Annotated in this window: 15 protein-coding genes; all 15 read left to right on the forward strand. The window is 53.9% G+C overall.

Going from position 1 to position 16,653, the window contains the following annotated elements:
• The first annotated feature begins 337 nt into the window (after positions 1-337).
• Positions 338-2,080 carry an aspartate--tRNA ligase gene (aspS, locus tag Q0X57_RS03400; RefSeq protein WP_297727633.1) on the forward strand — a complete coding sequence of 581 codons (1,743 nt, stop codon included), beginning with the start codon at positions 338-340 and terminating at the stop codon, positions 2,078-2,080.
• Positions 2,081-2,096: 16 nt separating this feature from the next.
• Complete coding sequence (locus Q0X57_RS03405; protein ID WP_297727636.1) at positions 2,097-3,209, forward strand: Nif3-like dinuclear metal center hexameric protein; 1,113 nt, start codon at positions 2,097-2,099, stop codon at positions 3,207-3,209.
• A gap of 12 nt (positions 3,210-3,221) precedes the next feature.
• Positions 3,222-4,109, forward strand: a complete 888-nt coding sequence (locus Q0X57_RS03410) for a C4-type zinc ribbon domain-containing protein (protein WP_297727639.1) — start codon at positions 3,222-3,224, stop codon at positions 4,107-4,109.
• Positions 4,110-4,190: 81 nt separating this feature from the next.
• A complete protein-coding gene (gene tilS / locus Q0X57_RS03415) occupies positions 4,191-5,672 on the forward strand; it encodes a tRNA lysidine(34) synthetase TilS (RefSeq protein WP_297727642.1) in 1,482 nt (493 codons plus the stop codon).
• 409 nt (positions 5,673-6,081) lie between these two features.
• Positions 6,082-7,530: a THUMP domain-containing protein gene (locus tag Q0X57_RS03420; protein ID WP_297727645.1), complete on the forward strand. Its 1,449-nt coding sequence runs from the start codon at positions 6,082-6,084 to the stop codon at positions 7,528-7,530.
• A gap of 27 nt (positions 7,531-7,557) precedes the next feature.
• Positions 7,558-9,774, forward strand: a complete 2,217-nt coding sequence (locus tag Q0X57_RS03425; protein WP_297727648.1) for a S9 family peptidase — start codon at positions 7,558-7,560, stop codon at positions 9,772-9,774.
• Positions 9,771-11,144, forward strand: coding sequence for a phosphoribosylamine--glycine ligase (purD, locus tag Q0X57_RS03430; RefSeq protein ID WP_297727651.1), 1,374 nt, complete (start codon positions 9,771-9,773; stop codon positions 11,142-11,144). Before Q0X57_RS03425 ends, purD begins: the two co-directional genes overlap by 4 nt.
• A gap of 316 nt (positions 11,145-11,460) precedes the next feature.
• A complete protein-coding gene (locus Q0X57_RS03435; RefSeq protein ID WP_297727654.1) occupies positions 11,461-11,607 on the forward strand; it encodes a hypothetical protein in 147 nt (48 codons plus the stop codon).
• A 267-nt stretch (positions 11,608-11,874) separates the two neighbouring features.
• Positions 11,875-12,522 carry a hypothetical protein gene (locus tag Q0X57_RS03440; protein WP_297727657.1) on the forward strand — a complete coding sequence of 216 codons (648 nt, stop codon included), beginning with the start codon at positions 11,875-11,877 and terminating at the stop codon, positions 12,520-12,522.
• A 55-nt stretch (positions 12,523-12,577) separates the two neighbouring features.
• Entirely contained in the window at positions 12,578-12,919 is a 342-nt protein-coding gene (locus Q0X57_RS03445; protein ID WP_297727659.1) for a hypothetical protein, read from the forward strand.
• A 162-nt stretch (positions 12,920-13,081) separates the two neighbouring features.
• A complete protein-coding gene (locus Q0X57_RS03450; RefSeq protein ID WP_297727662.1) occupies positions 13,082-13,240 on the forward strand; it encodes a hypothetical protein in 159 nt (52 codons plus the stop codon).
• 77 nt (positions 13,241-13,317) lie between these two features.
• Positions 13,318-14,025, forward strand: a complete 708-nt coding sequence (locus tag Q0X57_RS03455; protein ID WP_297727665.1) for a hypothetical protein — start codon at positions 13,318-13,320, stop codon at positions 14,023-14,025.
• Positions 14,022-14,567: a lasso peptide biosynthesis protein gene (locus tag Q0X57_RS03460; RefSeq protein WP_297727668.1), complete on the forward strand. Its 546-nt coding sequence runs from the start codon at positions 14,022-14,024 to the stop codon at positions 14,565-14,567. Before Q0X57_RS03455 ends, Q0X57_RS03460 begins: the two co-directional genes overlap by 4 nt.
• Entirely contained in the window at positions 14,564-15,718 is a 1,155-nt protein-coding gene (locus Q0X57_RS03465) for an asparagine synthase-related protein (RefSeq protein WP_297727672.1), read from the forward strand. The genes Q0X57_RS03460 and Q0X57_RS03465 overlap by 4 nt, the downstream gene beginning before the upstream one ends.
• Before the next feature lie 13 nt (positions 15,719-15,731).
• Positions 15,732-16,481, forward strand: a complete 750-nt coding sequence (locus tag Q0X57_RS03470; RefSeq protein WP_297727675.1) for a hypothetical protein — start codon at positions 15,732-15,734, stop codon at positions 16,479-16,481.
• Positions 16,482-16,653 lie beyond the last annotated feature (172 nt).

Consider the following 16,653-nt stretch of genomic DNA (forward strand, 5'->3'; position numbering starts at 1 on the left):
TAAACTGTTCTGACTCCATTGACCGTATCCCTCACCGGTTGCACCCCTGCAGAGCTGGCTACGTTTCAGGTCAACGAACAAAGGTATCTGTTTTTTTCTTCTACTTCGTCCACCATTTTGACCTATACTTCAGTACGAAAATGGCTATTAGGCTGTTTTACCCACCATTTTGACCTATACGCCTAATTTCTAACCTCTAGTCTCTATCTTCTCCCGCTACCCTCGATGTGCTTGTTTTTGTGTACTTTTGTGGTAGTGGAGGTGTGAGGCATATGGAGCCTTGACCTCTCTATGATACAAGCTAAAGATAGATATAGACACTAGGTAGCATCAGATTATGTACAGAACGCATACGTGTGGAGCTCTGCGTGCCTCTGACGAGGGTCTGCAGGTGACGCTCGCTGGTTGGGTAGCTAAGATTCGTCGCATGGGAGCTATGACCTTCCTTGACTTACGTGATAGATATGGCATTACGCAGATCTTCTTTGATGAGTCGCATCAGGCTCTCCTCAGTGAGGTGGGGCGTGAGTGGGTGCTGGCAGTGACTGGCACCGTGCGCCTGCGTAGCAGTGTCAATGAGAAGATCCCCACGGGGCAGATCGAGATCCTCGCAGAGAGCCTGAAGGTGCTCAACCGTGCCGACACACCACCCTTTACCATCGAGGATGTGAGCGACGGTGGCGATGACCTACGTATGAAGTACCGCTATCTGGACCTACGTCGTAGACCAGTGCTGAGCAATATAGAGCTACGTCACCGTATGACGATGGAGACGAGACGCTACCTTGATGGACTTCACTTCCTAGAGATAGAGACGCCGATGCTAATCGGTTCGACGCCTGAGGGTGCGCGTGACTTTGTGGTGCCTAGTCGTATGAACCCGGGGCAGTTTTATGCATTACCTCAGTCGCCACAGACCTTCAAGCAGCTCTTGATGGTGGCCGGTATGGATCGTTACTTCCAGATCGTGAAGTGCTTTAGAGATGAGGACCTACGTGCCGACCGTCAGCCAGAGTTCACGCAGATAGACTGCGAGATGAGCTTCGTGGAGCAGGACGACATCTTGAGTACCTTCGAGGGGCTGGCGAAGCATCTCTTTAAGGAGATCCGAGGCATTGACCTCCCCACGCCACTACGTCGCATGACTTGGTACGAGGCTATGGATCGCTACGGTAGCGACAAGCCCGATCTGCGCTTCGGCATGGAGATCGAGGAGGTGACCAAGACGATCCAGGGTCATGGCTTTGGCGTGGTTGATGATGCTGAGTACATCGGCGCTATCGTGGTCACGGGCAAGGCGGACTACACGCGCAAGCAGATAGACCAGCTGACTGACTTTGTCAAGCGTCCACAGGTGGGCGCCAAGGGACTACTCTGGCTACGCTATCAGGCTGATGGAACGATGAAGAGCAGCTTCGACAAGTTCCTCACGGCCGACCAGCTCAAAGCACTTGCTGACCAGCTTTCCATGCAGCCAGGCGACATTGCGCTCCTCATCTCAGGAGGCAAGCGTGCTGCGCAGAAGCAACTGGGCACGCTACGTCTACACGTTGCCTCCGAGCTGGGGCTGATGAAGCCAGGGCACTACGAGTGCCTTTGGGTAGTTGACTTCCCGCTACTCGAGTGGGACGAGGAGACGCAACGCTACTATGCGATGCACCACCCCTTTACCGCACCGAAGCCTGAGGATCAGGATCGTCTCGAGAGCGACCCAGGCAGTGTCCGTGCCGATGCTTACGACATGGTGATCAACGGTGTTGAGGTGGGCGGTGGCTCTATCCGTATCCACGATGCGGAGCTACAGGCGCGGGTCTTTGCAGCACTAGGCTTTACGAAGGAGCGTGCCGAGGAGCAGTTTGGCTTCTTGATGAACGCCTTTAAGTATGGCGCACCTCCTCACGGCGGTATCGCCTTTGGCCTAGATCGCTGGGTATCGCTCATGGCTGAGCTGGACTCGATACGTGACTGTATCGCCTTCCCGAAGAACAATTCGGGTCGTGATGTGATGATTGATGCACCCGCACGACTAGATCCCGAGCAGCTCGACGAGCTACACCTGACGGTGCGGGAGACACTATAATATATAAGGAGTCCTTATGGTCACGATCGGAGATGTAGTTCGTACGATAGAGGAGTGCTACCCGCTGAGCTACCAGGAGAGCTACGACAACTCGGGCCTTCAGGTGGGCGATGTGACGCAGCCACTGCGTGGCATTATGCTGGCTGTGGAGACGACCGAGGCAGTCCTTGAGGAGTGCCTGCAGCGTGGGTGCAACCTGCTCGTATCGCATCACCCGATCCTCTTTCGAGGGCTTAAGCGAATCACACCAGCGACCTATCAAGAGCGCTGCGTAGCTTTTGCCCTGAGAAATAATATAGCTATCTACGCCTGTCACACTTCGGCAGACAATGAGGTGAGCCAGGGCGTAAATCATTACTTGGCCAATCTGATCGGTCTCAAGCATGAGGGGCGGCGACCAATGATGCCTCAGCGAGGACGCTTCTACAAGCTACAGACCTTCATCCCGCACAGCCACGCTGATGCGTTACGTAGCGCATACGAGGAGGCGGGTATTGGTTCGCTGGGAGGTTACACGGGCTGTAGTTACAGTTGCTCGGGCGTGGGGCGCTTCCGTCCAGGCGCAGAGACACATCCAACGATCGGTACGCATGGCGCCATGGAGGCGGTTGAGGAGGAGATGATCTCCGTGCTCGTGCCACAGGAGCGACTCTCGCAAGCCCTCACAACGCTCGTAGCGACGCACCCCTATGAGGTGCCAGCCTACGAGGTGATCCCGATCGTGATGGATCACCCGACGAGCGGGCTAGGCATCGTTGGCGAGCTACCGAGTGAACTCTCTCCGCAGGAGTTCCTCGAGCACCTAGCTACGCTGCCCGCAGTGGAGCGCATCGCTTACTCAAATCCCCCCACGCAGCCGATCCGTCGTGTGGCGCTTTGTGGCGGTAGTGGCGGCGGTCACGAGTTCATCGGAGAGGCACTGCACTCAGGCGCAGAGGTTTATATAACTGGTGAGGCAAAGTACAACGACTATCTCGACGTGCAGGACCGTCTCTGGCTGATTACGCTGGGACACTTCGAGAGTGAGCACTGCACGCGTACGATGCTCTATGATGCGTTGTCGGATAAATATCGTAACTTTGTCATCCATATGTCAGATGCTGACACCAATCCTATTCACTATTTCTAAGCAATACCATCTATGAGTACTAATACAACGACCCACGAAGTAGCCGAGCGTAGTATCAGGGAGAAACTCATCGCTCTCAAGCGTCTACAGGAGACGCTCACCAGTATTGACAAGATCAAGCTGTTGCGAGGCGAGCTACCCCAAGCTATCGAAGATCTAGCGGACGAAATCGAGGGACTGAAGACACGCTTAGAGAAGTACAACGTGGCTGCCAAGAAGCTCACGCAGTCGGTCAGTGGCGAGAACCAAAAGATCGCGACAGCAAACGATAAGCTCGCAGTGCTCAAGGAGCAACTCAATGCGGTGAGCAATAACCGCGAGTATGAGCATCTGTCACGAGAGATCGAGTTTCAGGAGCTTGAGATACAGCTCGCACAGAAGCACATCCGAGAGTTCAACGCAGAGCTCCAAGGTCGCAAGGATGATGTCGCCAAGCTCCAAGAGCGTATCAAGGAGCGTGAGGAGGATCATCAGGCTAAGAGCGAGGAGCTAGAGCAGATCATCGCTGAGACCCGCATCGAGGAGGAGCAGCTCCGTGATCGTGCCAACGAGCTAGAGGCACAGATCGACGAGCGTATCCTCAAGGCTTTCCTCCGCCTTCGCAAGGGTGCTACCAACGGTCTTGCCGTGGTACCCGTAGAGCGTGAGGCTTGTGGCGGTTGCTTTAACCATATACCACCACAGCGCCAGCTAGAGGTCAAGCTCCACAACAAGGTCATCGTCTGCGAGTATTGCGGTCGTGTACTCATCGACCCAGACATTGAGGAGGAGCCTGTAGAGCTCACAGATGAGCAGGCTGACTCAAAGAAGAAGGAGGCTAAGAAGGCTACTGCCTCCAAGAAGAAGGCTACGCCTAAGAGTACTAAGAAGGCTACCTCTAGCAAGGATAACGAGGAGTAGTAAATCTTCCCTACCCAGCGACGAGCTTCTTCGGACGGCCTGTCGCTCTTCTCTCCCTTTACGACATTCATCCCTCGCACTGTGTCTCAGCGACGTACGCTACTCAATCATGCTTTGGTGCATCAGATGCGTCGTACGATCGAGCAGTATGATCTGCTAGAGCGAGACAGCGAGCGGGTGGTCATCATAGCCCTCAGCGGAGGTGCCGACTCAACGGCGCTTCTGTGGGGGCTTTCGCTTTTGGGCTACCGCTGCGTGGCGGCACATTGTAACTTTCACCTGCGAGGCGACGAGAGCGACCGTGACGAAGCGTTTGTCACAGAGCTCTGTGCGCAGCTGGGAGTGCCGTTAGAGCGCGCCTCCTTTGACACATACGGATATGTGGCCACGCACCAGGGGGTGAGCGTAGAGATGGCGGCGCGGGAGCTGAGATACCACTTCTTTGACGAGCTGTATGAGCGGTACGATGCGCAGTGTATCGCATTAGGACATCATCTAGAGGACAATGTGGAGCAGCTCCTGATCAACCTCTCCCAAGGAGCAGGCGTACGAGGACTGCGGGGCATGCTCCCCATGCGTGAGGAGGGGAAGTATATTCGTCCGCTCATCGACACGCCACCTCGTCTTATCTATGATTTCTTGCAAACGGCTGGACAGCCTTTTGTGACAGACTCGACGAATGCCGACACAACCATACGGCGCAACTTCGTCCGGCACACGTTGCGCCCACTCTTTGACCAGTTGAACCCCTCCTTTGACCAAGCGGTCGCCTCAACGATTCATATCCTGCGGGACTTGGAGCAGTTGCAGGACTACTATATAAGGAGTACCCTCCCCGCAGACGCGAGCCAGCCACTAGAGATCGCGTGGCTCCGTCAGCAGATAGCTCCGCTGACACTTCTCTACAGCCACTTTGCGGTCATCGACTGTGATCGCTTGGTACTACAGCAACTTCTTATGGACTGCGCAAAGCCTGAGCGTGCCGACAGCTACGCTCGCTACGAGGGACGTAGCGGGATCATTGAGCGCTATCGGGGTTACCTGATAGGCACGACGAGTGAGACGCTGGCGCATCTGGAGCAGGCGACGAGCGTTTGCCTAGAGCTGCCCGCCATAGCGAGCTGGCAAGCGGGAGCCACGCTGGATCACCCGCTAGGCTCAATAAAGATAGCGGTACACGACTCCTCGGAGACACCACCACCTGCGATTCGGACGCTCACACCTTACAGCTATTTGGCCGACTACGACCAACTTCTGTTGAGAGCGCCTCAGCTACAGCTCAGAGCCTCTACGGATGGCGAGCAATGGATCGCACCGCTTGGTCTGAAAGGGCGCAAGCAACTAGCGAAGCTCCTGCGCGATGCGAAGATTCTACCCTCACGCAGAGCGTCTACAGCGCAACTCATCGACAGCCACACAGGCACTACGCTCTGGCTGGTCGGTCTCTGCCGTAGTGCCGACTACCAGCTCACGCCGCAGACCCGTCGCTGGGCGGAGATAACCTTCACCCCCACGCTGTCAGATCCCTTTTCGAGGCACACAACACTCAAGTCTGACACCTAATAATCTACCATCTCTAAGCTACGTATGACAATAATCCAGGATACCCAGAGCGAGCGTTGCTACACAGCGCTACAGGTCCACTCTGATTCCTCAGTCATCTCCGATGATTCGAGTTTCTCCCGAGGAAATCGAAGATCTCCACGGAGCAAACGAAAATTCCCCACGGAGGGCCGAAATAAAAGTTCGGAAGAATGAAATGAAACTTCGGAAGAATGAAATCACAAGTCCGAAGAATTTTCCCATTCCTCGGTGGATAATGAAAAATCCCTATAGAGCAATTTGCGATTTCCTCCATAGAGACCTAGACGAACTCACCATAGATTATGCCTTAGCCTTGACACGGCACCTCATACAGTAGCTCGTTAGCCGTTTATTTTGTACTTTTACAGCTAGAACCGACTTATAAAGCATGACGAAGATCTTTCCCATGATCGCCAAGACGCTCCCTGGGCTGGAGCCTGTATTGGAACAAGAATTGATAGCCCTCGGTGCGAACAACATACAGATAGGACGTCGCATGGTCTCCTACGAAGGAGATCTCAAGATGCTCTACAAGTCCAATCTGTATCTACGCACAGCGCTTAAGGTGCTGAGACCCATCTATGAGTTTGATGCGGAGGATATAGACATCCTCTACACGACGCTGCTCCACTTCGACTGGAGCCAGTGGCTCACGGCCGATATGACCTTTGCGGTCGATGCGGTCGTCTACTCATCGACCTTCAAGCATAGTCGGTACGTCGTCTACAAGACGAAAGACGCTATCGTCGATTACTTTAGAGAGCAAACGGGTGGCACGAAGCGTCCCTCGGTCAAGCTCTCGAACCCGCAGCTGATCTTTCACCTACACATCGCCGAGCAGCACGTGACGCTCTGCCTAGATTCGTCGGGCGAGAGCCTACACAAGCGGGGCTATCGTATGGAGCAGGACCGTGCTCCTATCAACGAAGTGCTGGCTGCGGGCATCCTGCTCAAGGCGGGCTGGCATGGGCAGTGCGATCTGATGGATCCCTTCTGCGGGTCGGGCACCTTCCTCGTGGAGGCTGCGCTGATCGCTACGGGTACGCCTCCAGGCATTTACCGTGAGAGCTACCCCTTCGAGCGGTGGCCGGACTTCGATAGTGAGCTTTGCAGTGAGGTGTACAACGACGACTCGACGGAGCGCTCCTTCGACTACCACATCTACGGCTCGGACCTATCGCCTCAAGCCATTGCCAAAGCTAAGCGCAACGTCACCCGCTCGGGTATGTCTCGCTACATTGACCTCTCAGTGGGCGACTTTGCCGATCAGCACCTGCCCCACCCCAATGCGGAGACAGAGCCTAAGTGTCTGCTCGTGATGAATCCGCCTTATGGGGAGCGTCTCTCAGACTACGACCTCGAGCAGCTCTACAGTATGATCGGTCGTACGCTCAAGTTCCAGTTCGCTGGAGCTCAGGCGTGGATCATCGCTCATCAGGTGGAACACTTTCACGCCATCGGGCTCAAGCACGATCTGCGCGAGGAGCTCTACAATGGATCGCTACCCTGCGAGTTGCGTGGCTATACGCTCTTCGAGGGCAAGCACAAGGAGTACAAAGAGCAGATCGCTCAGCGTGGTGAGGAAGCTCCTCAGCGGAGAGAGCGCGAAGCGTTTCACCGTGGTAAAGGTCAAGAGCCCCGCAGACATCGAGCTGGGCACGACAAGCCGTCTTACAGCAAGGAGCGTGGCTACGGCAAGCCCGCACAGCGTGGCGCACAGCGTACGAAAGGACCCCGTCCCGCTGGCTCCTCTAGCTCTGGCTACAAGGCCAATATCCAAACCTTCGGCAGCGACGAGACATTCGTCCATAAGGCTGAAGCAAACGACAACGAATAAGTAACATCTATCGCACCATATTGATCTATGAATAGCACATTGCGTCACTACGCTCTATGGCTCTTCGGAGCTCTTACGCTAACGCTCACACCACTCCTACAGGGACAGACGAAGCAACCGCTAGACCTGGAGACTGTCACATCAGGGGGCAAGCGCTTTTGGTCAGACTTCTACCCGCAGCCCGTCTACGGACTCACGTGGCTACAGAGTGGCTACACCTATACGGTAGCAGGCGGCGACTACAAGAGCCTACGGATCTACACCCCCACGAGAGCACAGGAGCAGACCGTCCTCACGCAGGGCGAGCTCGTACAGCTTCTCAAGCCTTACGATGATACTGACAAGCTTAATCCGCTGGTAGCTTACGCTTTCACTCCGCAGTGCCACTACCTAGAGGTGGAGCTGTCCAAGGGCCTTTACTTAATAGATGTAGAGCAAAAGCTAATCGTCGGATACTTCGCCACTGGTGACACCGAAAAGCGCGCTTCGCTCCTCAGCCCTAACGAACGCAACCTAGCGGTCAAGAGCGAGGAGGGTACACTCCTTATATATACGCTACAGCCCGCCGGGAGCAAACCTCAGGCTCCTACGCTAGTCGCTACGGACGAGGCGGAGGCTGCAGTCGTCTATGGCGAGTCCGTTCACCAGAACGAGTTCGGCATTGACGGTGGACTCTTCTGGAGTCCAGACAGTCGCCAGCTGGCTTTCTACCGTATGGATCAGTCGATGGTCGCACCTTATCCCATCGTTGACATGACACCCCACAAGGCGGTCGTCCAGCCCGTTCGCTACCCGATGGCGGGGTCTCCTTCGCACCATGTGACGCTAGGAGTCTTTCATATAGAGAACCAGCAGACCACTTACCTAGAGACTGGTGGCGACCCCGAGCATTACCTGACCAATGTGGCGTGGCACCCCAACAGCCAGAAGGTTTACATAGCCGAGCTGAATAGAGGTCAGGACCATCTCTTCCTCAACGGCTACGATGCCCAGACGGGAGCGCGCACCGAGACGCTCTTTGAGGAGACCGATGCGCACTATGTTGAGCCTCAGCGCCCGATGATGTTTGTCCCTGGGAGCCGAGGCGAGCAGTTCGTCTGGGAGTCCCGTCGTGAGGGCTATCACCAGCTCTATCTCTATAGTAGCACGGGCAAGCTCATTCGCAAGCTCACTGATATGGAGGGTGAGATCACTGACATCTACGGCTTCGACCCCAAGGGCGAGCGCATATACTTCCAGGCCGCTTACCCCTCACCGCTTGAAAGACACATCTTCGTCAGCGAACTCAAGCGAGGACGTACCATACAGCTAAGCAAGGTAGCTGGCACGCACGAAGCTACCTTTAGTCCCGACAAGCAGTACTATATAGACCAGCTGCAGAGCGCCACCATCGCTCGCTCTGTCATGCTCCATGACTGCAACGGTCTACAGCTACGTCTCATACACCAGGCGCCTGATCCCTGGCGCAAGCTGGATATGCCAAATATTACCGTCGGCACGCTCCTAGCAGCTGATGGCAAGACCGAGCTTTACTACCGACTCATCACACCATCTAATCTTGACGAGATGAAGGAGTACCCCGCCATCGTCTACGTCTACGGTGGTCCGCACGCTCAGCTCGTCACGAATACGCCACAGTGGGGCGCTTCGGGCTGGGATCTGTATATGGCACAGCAGGGGTACATCATCTTCACGGTGGATAGTCGTGGTAGCGCTCAGCGAGGCGCCGCCTTTGAGCAGGTTATCCATCGTCAGGTCGGTACCGCTGAGATGGCCGATCAGATGAAGGGCGTTGAGTACCTTCAGAGCCTCCCCTATGTCGATCGCAATCGCATCGGCGTGTACGGCTGGAGCTTTGGGGGCTTTATGACTACCAACCTCATGCTTACCCATCCCGAGACCTTTAAGGTCGGTGTCGCTGGCGGGCCCGTTATGGACTGGTCTCGCTACGAGATCATGTATGGCGAGCGCTACAATGACGCTCCCCAGGACAATCCTGATGGCTACCAGCGCAATAACCTCATCGAGCGTGCCAAAGATCTCAAGGGGCGTCTCCTCCTCATCCACGGCACCTCCGACAATGTCGTCGTATGGCAGCACGCCCAGGCCTTTGTCAAGGCATGTGTAGATGCACAGACCTACCCCGACCTCTACTACTACCCAGGCCACAAGCACAACGTCATCGGACCCGACCGTGTGCACCTCAACCATATCATAACACGTTACTTCCAGGAACACTTATGAGCCTTATCTATCCCAACACAAAGCAAGACGAAAAGAAGTCTACAGACGCTGAATTTATGAAGTTCGCTAAGATTGAAATGGTGAAAGCTCCTCAGACTGTCCTCCTCCTCGGCAGCGGTGGGCGTGAGTGCGCCATGGCAGCTGCCATAGCTGAGAGCAAGCTACTCAGGAAGTTGTACATAGCTCCAGGCAATGCGGGGACTGCTACTTACGGGACCAACGTCCCTGACCTCAATCCCGCCAAGCATGAGGCGGTCAGCCAGTTCATCGCCACCCACGGGGTCACCCTCCTCGTCTGTGGACCCGAGGCTCCGCTCGTCGATGGGCTCGTCGACTACCTGCAGGAGGACGCACGCCATCCCGACCTGCTCATCATCGGTCCCGACAAGGCTGGAGCCCACCTAGAGGGTAGCAAGGAGTACAGCAAGGAGTTTATGCGTCGCCACGGCGTACCGACAGCTAGCTACGAAACCTTCGGTCCTCAAGACATTGAGGAAGCTGAGGAGTTCCTTGATCAACTCTCCGCTCCCTTTGTACTCAAGGCCGACGGTCTAGCAGCCGGCAAGGGAGTCCTCATCTGCCAAGACCGTGAGGAGGCGGAGCAGGGACTAGGTCAACTCTTCAGCGGTATGTTTGGTAGTCGTGGTCAGCGCATCGTCATTGAGGAATTTCTCGAAGGCATCGAGTGCTCCGTCTTTGTAGCTACCGATGGCACCGACTACTGCGTCCTGCCCGTTGCCAAGGACTACAAGCGTGTCGGCGATGGTGACACAGGTCCCAATACAGGCGGTATGGGAGCCGTCAGTCCCGTTCCTTTTGCCGATGAAGCCTTCATGCAGCGTGTTGAGGAGCGTGTCATTCGCCCCACGCTAGAGGGCTTGCAAGAGGAAGGCATACAGTACGTTGGCTTCCTCTTCATCGGACTGATGAATGTCGCAGGCGATCCCTACGTCATCGAGTACAACTGCCGTCTAGGCGACCCCGAGACCGAGGTCGTACTGCCACGCATTGAGAGCGACTTCCTCGAGCTACTCATCGCCATGGCGACAGGTCAGGTAGCACAATACAACCTAGCGGTCTCTCCCGAGGTAGCCATGACGCTCGTCCTCGTCTCCAAGGGGTACCCTGGGCACTACGACAAGGGCTTCCCAATCCAGCTCCCAGAGCCAGTAGAGGGTATACGCATCTACCACTCAGGCACAGCGCTTGATGAAGAGGGACACATCGTCACCAATGGTGGACGCGTCCTCGCTATCACGGCACGAGCCACCACCATCCAGGAGGCTCAGAAGGCGTGCTATCGCACCGCCACGCAGACACTCTACGAGGGCAAGAACTACCGCCACGACATCGGCAACGACCTCTTGTAGAGCCAGGAAGAACCAACCGTGACGTGTAGCCCTGTGTAGGGACGCACGGCTCGTGCGTCCGTCCCCGTTAAAACCACGACGCTGTAACCTTTGATACAACGAACGACGTAACTTTTGACACAACGGACGCACGACCGTGCGTCCCTACAACCGTTACTCGTCTCCCCTCTAACCTCTAATCCCCGCACTCTTGCACGACTCAAAATAAAGTTTTACCTTTGTACAGGACATTACCTATCAGAGAATAGTTCCTCAAAAGAAAAGTAACTAACCGTAATTGCCTAGATGGCTCTGACAGCGTATAGTATTGATAGCTGTGGTACTATCTATAAGTATCGTACTACGAAGTCTCACCACGACCGTCTTGCTACAGATCATCGTAGCGAGCCTAGCTCTCTGCACCACGCCACTACGCACATCTGTAGAGCCACCTCAGAGCTTCTCCACCGCCATATCTTACTGATAGGCAGCATGTTCGCCCCCCCCCCCCGAAAATCGCACGTATAGACGCTCTATAGGCGACTACACAGGGGCAACCCATCATCCATATCACACGACCCGCAGGCTGATGCCACCAGCGTCCGCCCCGATGGTCGTACCCTATTCGCTTGTGAAGAGCCACTCACTCCTCACAAGCCCTTCGTTGTATCCCTAGACCAACACTCCCCACGCTATGGCAATAACAATCACTAAAGTCGAAGACCTTGTCAAAAAAGCAGTCACAAATGATATGAAGAGACTTGCGCAAAAGGTAAAAGCCTCTGAGACAAAGCCTGTTGCTCCTCAGCGTCCTACTACCCCTCACGTTGTACGGGGGCCTCTACCAATGGGCGTCACCATAATACGTGATTGTGATGATGACTGTTGGTCAGCAACTCCGCCCTCCCGATCAACATCTACGCCCGAACCGCAACCAACTGCACAGACAGAAGTTGTAGCTCAGGAGGACACACCCCTGACAGAGACTCCCCAAGCTGAGGCTCCCAGCGAGCCTATGGATCAGATAGACCAACCAAAGAGCCCAGAGACAAAGCCGAGCGAGAAAAAAGGAATACGGACCACTAGTCTACGGGACATATTCAAAAAGAAGAGCGAGACCTCCCAAAAGGAAGCATCACTAGAAGAGGCAGACACAGAAGAAGAGACAACTAAGGAAGAAAGTATTGTGGAAACAGCTGCACCACAACCGACCGCAGAGATAGACTCCACAGAAACAGATGTTGCAGAAGCTGCAACCATAGAGGTCTCAGCTCAGGCGGAGCCACCGACAAGCAAGAAGAAAAAAGGCAAGAAGCACCATAAGGCAAAGCATAAGGAGCATCGTAAGGATCGCACCGCACAGCCTATCGAGATACACATTCACCTGCATCTGCCTTAACGCATCAAGAATCAATAACCTAATCAATACTAATCACAAACTAAAGAACAAGCTTATGGACGATAAAAGTGCAATCGGATCATTGCTACTAATCTTACTCACAGTAGGGTTCGTCATCTACGTAATCATCAAGACCTTGAAGAGGATTCACCGCTTCTTCAAGAGGTCTAGCTCTAAGCGTAAAGCCAAGAAGAAAAAGCGCGAGCAAGCAAGGCGCGCAAGGCAGGCTAAAAAGGAGCGTAAGCGCAAAGAGAGACGTCGCACTCGTCATGACGACGACGATGATGATGACTACGATGATGATGACTACGATGATGACTACGAGATAGATGAGAGCGAGATGAGTGAGCAAGACCTGAAGGATGCTAAAGAGCTCGAAGATATCTGGGGCAAGTAGTGCAATCAAGATGTCTTAGGGTTGACAGAGCTATTTAGTCAGGAAGCTATATCATCAGGTATGGCATGACGTAGCCCCTTCAGCCCAAGGACGAAGACCCATGGAGGAAGCCGAAAATCCAATCTAACAGAGTAGGCACTTAACTTAATTCATAATAACAATATGAACAAACTAATGAATGTGCTCTTCGGAGCAGAGATGCACGCCAGTGCAAAGGACATCCGTGGTAAGAAATCCAGCGGAGTGGAAGATATCGATGGCTACAACCACTGGAGATCTACAAGACCTGAAGATACTTTTAACGACTATGGCCAGAACTAATCACAGATGAACCCTTAGGGCAGTTGTGGCTTCGGTCACAGCTGCCCTATCATCTTTATTCCTAAAGCAGTAAGAATATGAAGACTGAGGAAGAAATAAAGTCTCAAATCTACAGGGCAGCACTCGAGGTAGCACTAGACACCCGTAAGTTTGAGATAGGACTATACTGGCAGCGTACGAGGTACTTCTTCGATGCATTTCTTGCTCTCGGAGGCTTTAGCTTGATCCTCACACTCCTAGGACTATGCGGTAAGGTGGAGCAAGATCTCATCTATACACTTCTGATCACTGTCGAATGCGTTGGAATTGTTGCCGCCTCTGCGTGGGTCTGCGCCAATAGGGGAAGTAAGTATTGGCAGGTAAACTGGGAGCAGTATGTAGATGTGCTCGGGGAGGACTTTATCGGACCGCTCTTTCAGCATCCCATAGATCCCAAGAAGAAAAAAAGATACTCTGTCAGTAATGTCAACCTCACACTCAGTCGGTACGTTCTCGGTGTTTGGCTTGCGATACTGGTGCTGACGATCGTAGCTTGGTGCTTCTCGTCTGAGTGTTCTCTCTGTAAGGAGTGGTCGAAGACTTGTCTCCTACTAATCTTCTCTGGTGTTGTGATAGTTGGATCTGCAATCGCCATCTGTTGTTTAAGGTGTTGCTGTATTGGAGGCAAAGATCAAGTCAAGAAAGAGAATGACGACAACTGCACAGCCATTGATAACTACCGCAAGACCGTCAAGGAGACCGCAAAGAAATTGTTTGAGGCACAGGGACAGACGACGAAGCTATGATACGTATGCCAGTCCACTATCAGGGGGATGTTTACTTCTTTGAGGGGATCACCGGTAGCTTGATGAGGCGACCCGCCAAACCAACTGATGCGGTGGTGCCAACGATAGGGGGTATCGCAGGCAAGTGCCTGAGCGAGGTCACCGATCCCTACCTCCTCAGGGGGAGAGCACTCCCTACGACACCGCAGCGCATCGCCCTCGGGGTACGGCTCTACGCATCTATCTTGACATGGCTCTGTCGGCACGCTTTTCCACTCGGTCGTCTATGGGCTAAGATCCCTCTGCGCTGCTATCCTGACGCAGGGGTCGCCACCCGCGTCTACTACAAGCTTTACCCTGGTGAGCAGCAACGCAACCTTTGTCTGCCTCGAGCCTTTTTCGCCCGTAGCACCTCTAGGCGCTTTCGCAAGCATGGGGCGATGTTTGTCGGAGCCTTCCTCCCCTCAGTGCAGATGCACGCTTGGGTGCTAGAGGATGGTATGCACGCTGACTACTATGACAATAACTGGGTCAACTATGCCCCCGTAGCGATATTCCGATGAAGCTGAGATCAGAGATATTACCACAGCCCACGCTCTCCTTTTACAACCATAAGACAGGAGCACTCCAAGCGAACATCGTCGAGGAGCTACGGGCTGGTTTGTGGCGAGACTATAATATAGACAACCGCCTCTACAATGATGCGCTCGGGGAGATGCGCATCACGGAGTGGCGACCACTCTTTCCCGATATAACGCCTGTGATGCCAGGCTTCCACTACAACAGGGAGACAGGAGCGATGGAGGAGGAGAGCTTTGTGCCACGACAGCGGGAGATGACCATGTCACTCTTCTTAGATACTGTGGAGCGCTACTTCGCACGCTTTGAGGGACGGAAGATCGGGGTGCATTTGAGCGGAGGACTGGACTCCAGTCTAATCATCGGATTGCTACATCACTTCGGCATTCCCTTCAATCTATATGGCAAGGTGACGGACCGCTATGAGTTTCGTACGGAGCGCCATATACAAGACCTATTAGCTCCTCTCGGGGAGCGCGCCTGCTATGTCCATGCGGACGAGCACCCATTTTACAATCTCTTGGATCAATACCCCTTTCATCAGATCCCCGACAGCTATATCAAGAACTACGACTCGGCCACGACGATCGCTGAGGAGGCACGGCGCGATGGCGTGGAGGTGATCTTTGGTGGGCAGGGAGCTGACACGCTCTTTGTTGATGCGATCCCTACGGAGGCTGGAGCTATGAGCTTTAACATCGGCAACGAGTTTACCGTCCCCTGGGAGGATGACTTGATCTATCGCCCGAGAGGTGTGGAGCTGGTCTCTTTCTATGCAGATCCTGAGATTATCGAGGCAATCTACAATCTACGACTGGGTAAGCCGTTTGACGCTTGGAAGCTCTGGGCGCGGCACTTCTTCCGTGAGTTTCTACCCCGTGAGCTAGCGGAGTATCACTATGTAGCAGACTTCAATGGGCTATCATTGAGTGGTCTGGAGGCGGCAAAGCCTGTGGTGACTCGTCTCTTTGAGGAGGCGTATGATCTGCTACGTCACCCGATCTTCTCGCCTGAGAGTACGCAGGTGATGCGAGAGACGAATGTCTTTAAGTTTGACTATAAGCTTTACTGCGCTTACTGCGTCCGCATCTCGATTGCGGTGTGGCTGCATGCACTGTTTGAGCACGAAAATTAAGAGCAACGAACCTATGAGTATACCTTATCAAGTTGTCTTCCAGGAAGACTGGGAGGAAAAAGGGCAAGTGATCCGCTTCTGGCGAGAAGACTCTGAAGCTTTCCAGCGGGCGGGCATCCCTATCGGACTGACCCCACTGCCAGAGGCGGAGCATCTGATCTATCGTAGCGCAACGATCTATGATCCTAAGAACTATCCGACCGACCCTCGGTACATACATACGTATGACATCAACAACTTCTACCTAATGATGCACCGCTACCTACCGGTGATCGAGGATCTCTCTATCCCCACTTTTTTTGTGGATCAGCTAGACGAGCGTGTCGATAAGGAGATGGCTCGCCGAGGGTGGCGAGAGGCTTTTATCAAGAAGGACGCAAAGGCGCTCGAGGCTTGGGGCGAGGGAATGTCGATCTACCCTCGGCACTCCTTTGCGGAGATGCGGACGCACTTTGATAAGATGCCTGGAGAGAAGTATTGCATCCGCCAAGTGATGGACAAGAACTATATCATAGAGCATGACACCCGCTACTGGGTGCTCAACGGAAAGGTCTATCGCAGGGACGGACTACCGATCCCCGACATCGTGCTGGAGGCTGCCGACAGACTGATCAAAGCTAAGGGTGGGCGATACTTTACGATCGATGCTACCCCTCAGTTTGTGATCGAGGTCAACCCTGGGGAGTCTAGCGATAGACACGGAGAGAACTCGGCAGAGCTCTTCGCCTCGTGGTTCGTCGATGCCTTCTTTACTAACAACTAAAACGAATAATACTATGGATGAAGAACAACTAAGAATTGTAGCTGGTCTTGTACTGTGTCCTTTGTTTTTTGTTTTGCCAGGACTTGGGTTTTCTGATGCGAAACCGATTCAGTATATTCTTTTTCTCATAGGATATGCCTTGATCTTGATATCACTTTATATAGGATATAAA

The organism is uncultured Porphyromonas sp., from assembly GCF_947254915.1.
Classification (GTDB): Bacteria; Bacteroidota; Bacteroidia; order Bacteroidales; family Porphyromonadaceae; genus Porphyromonas.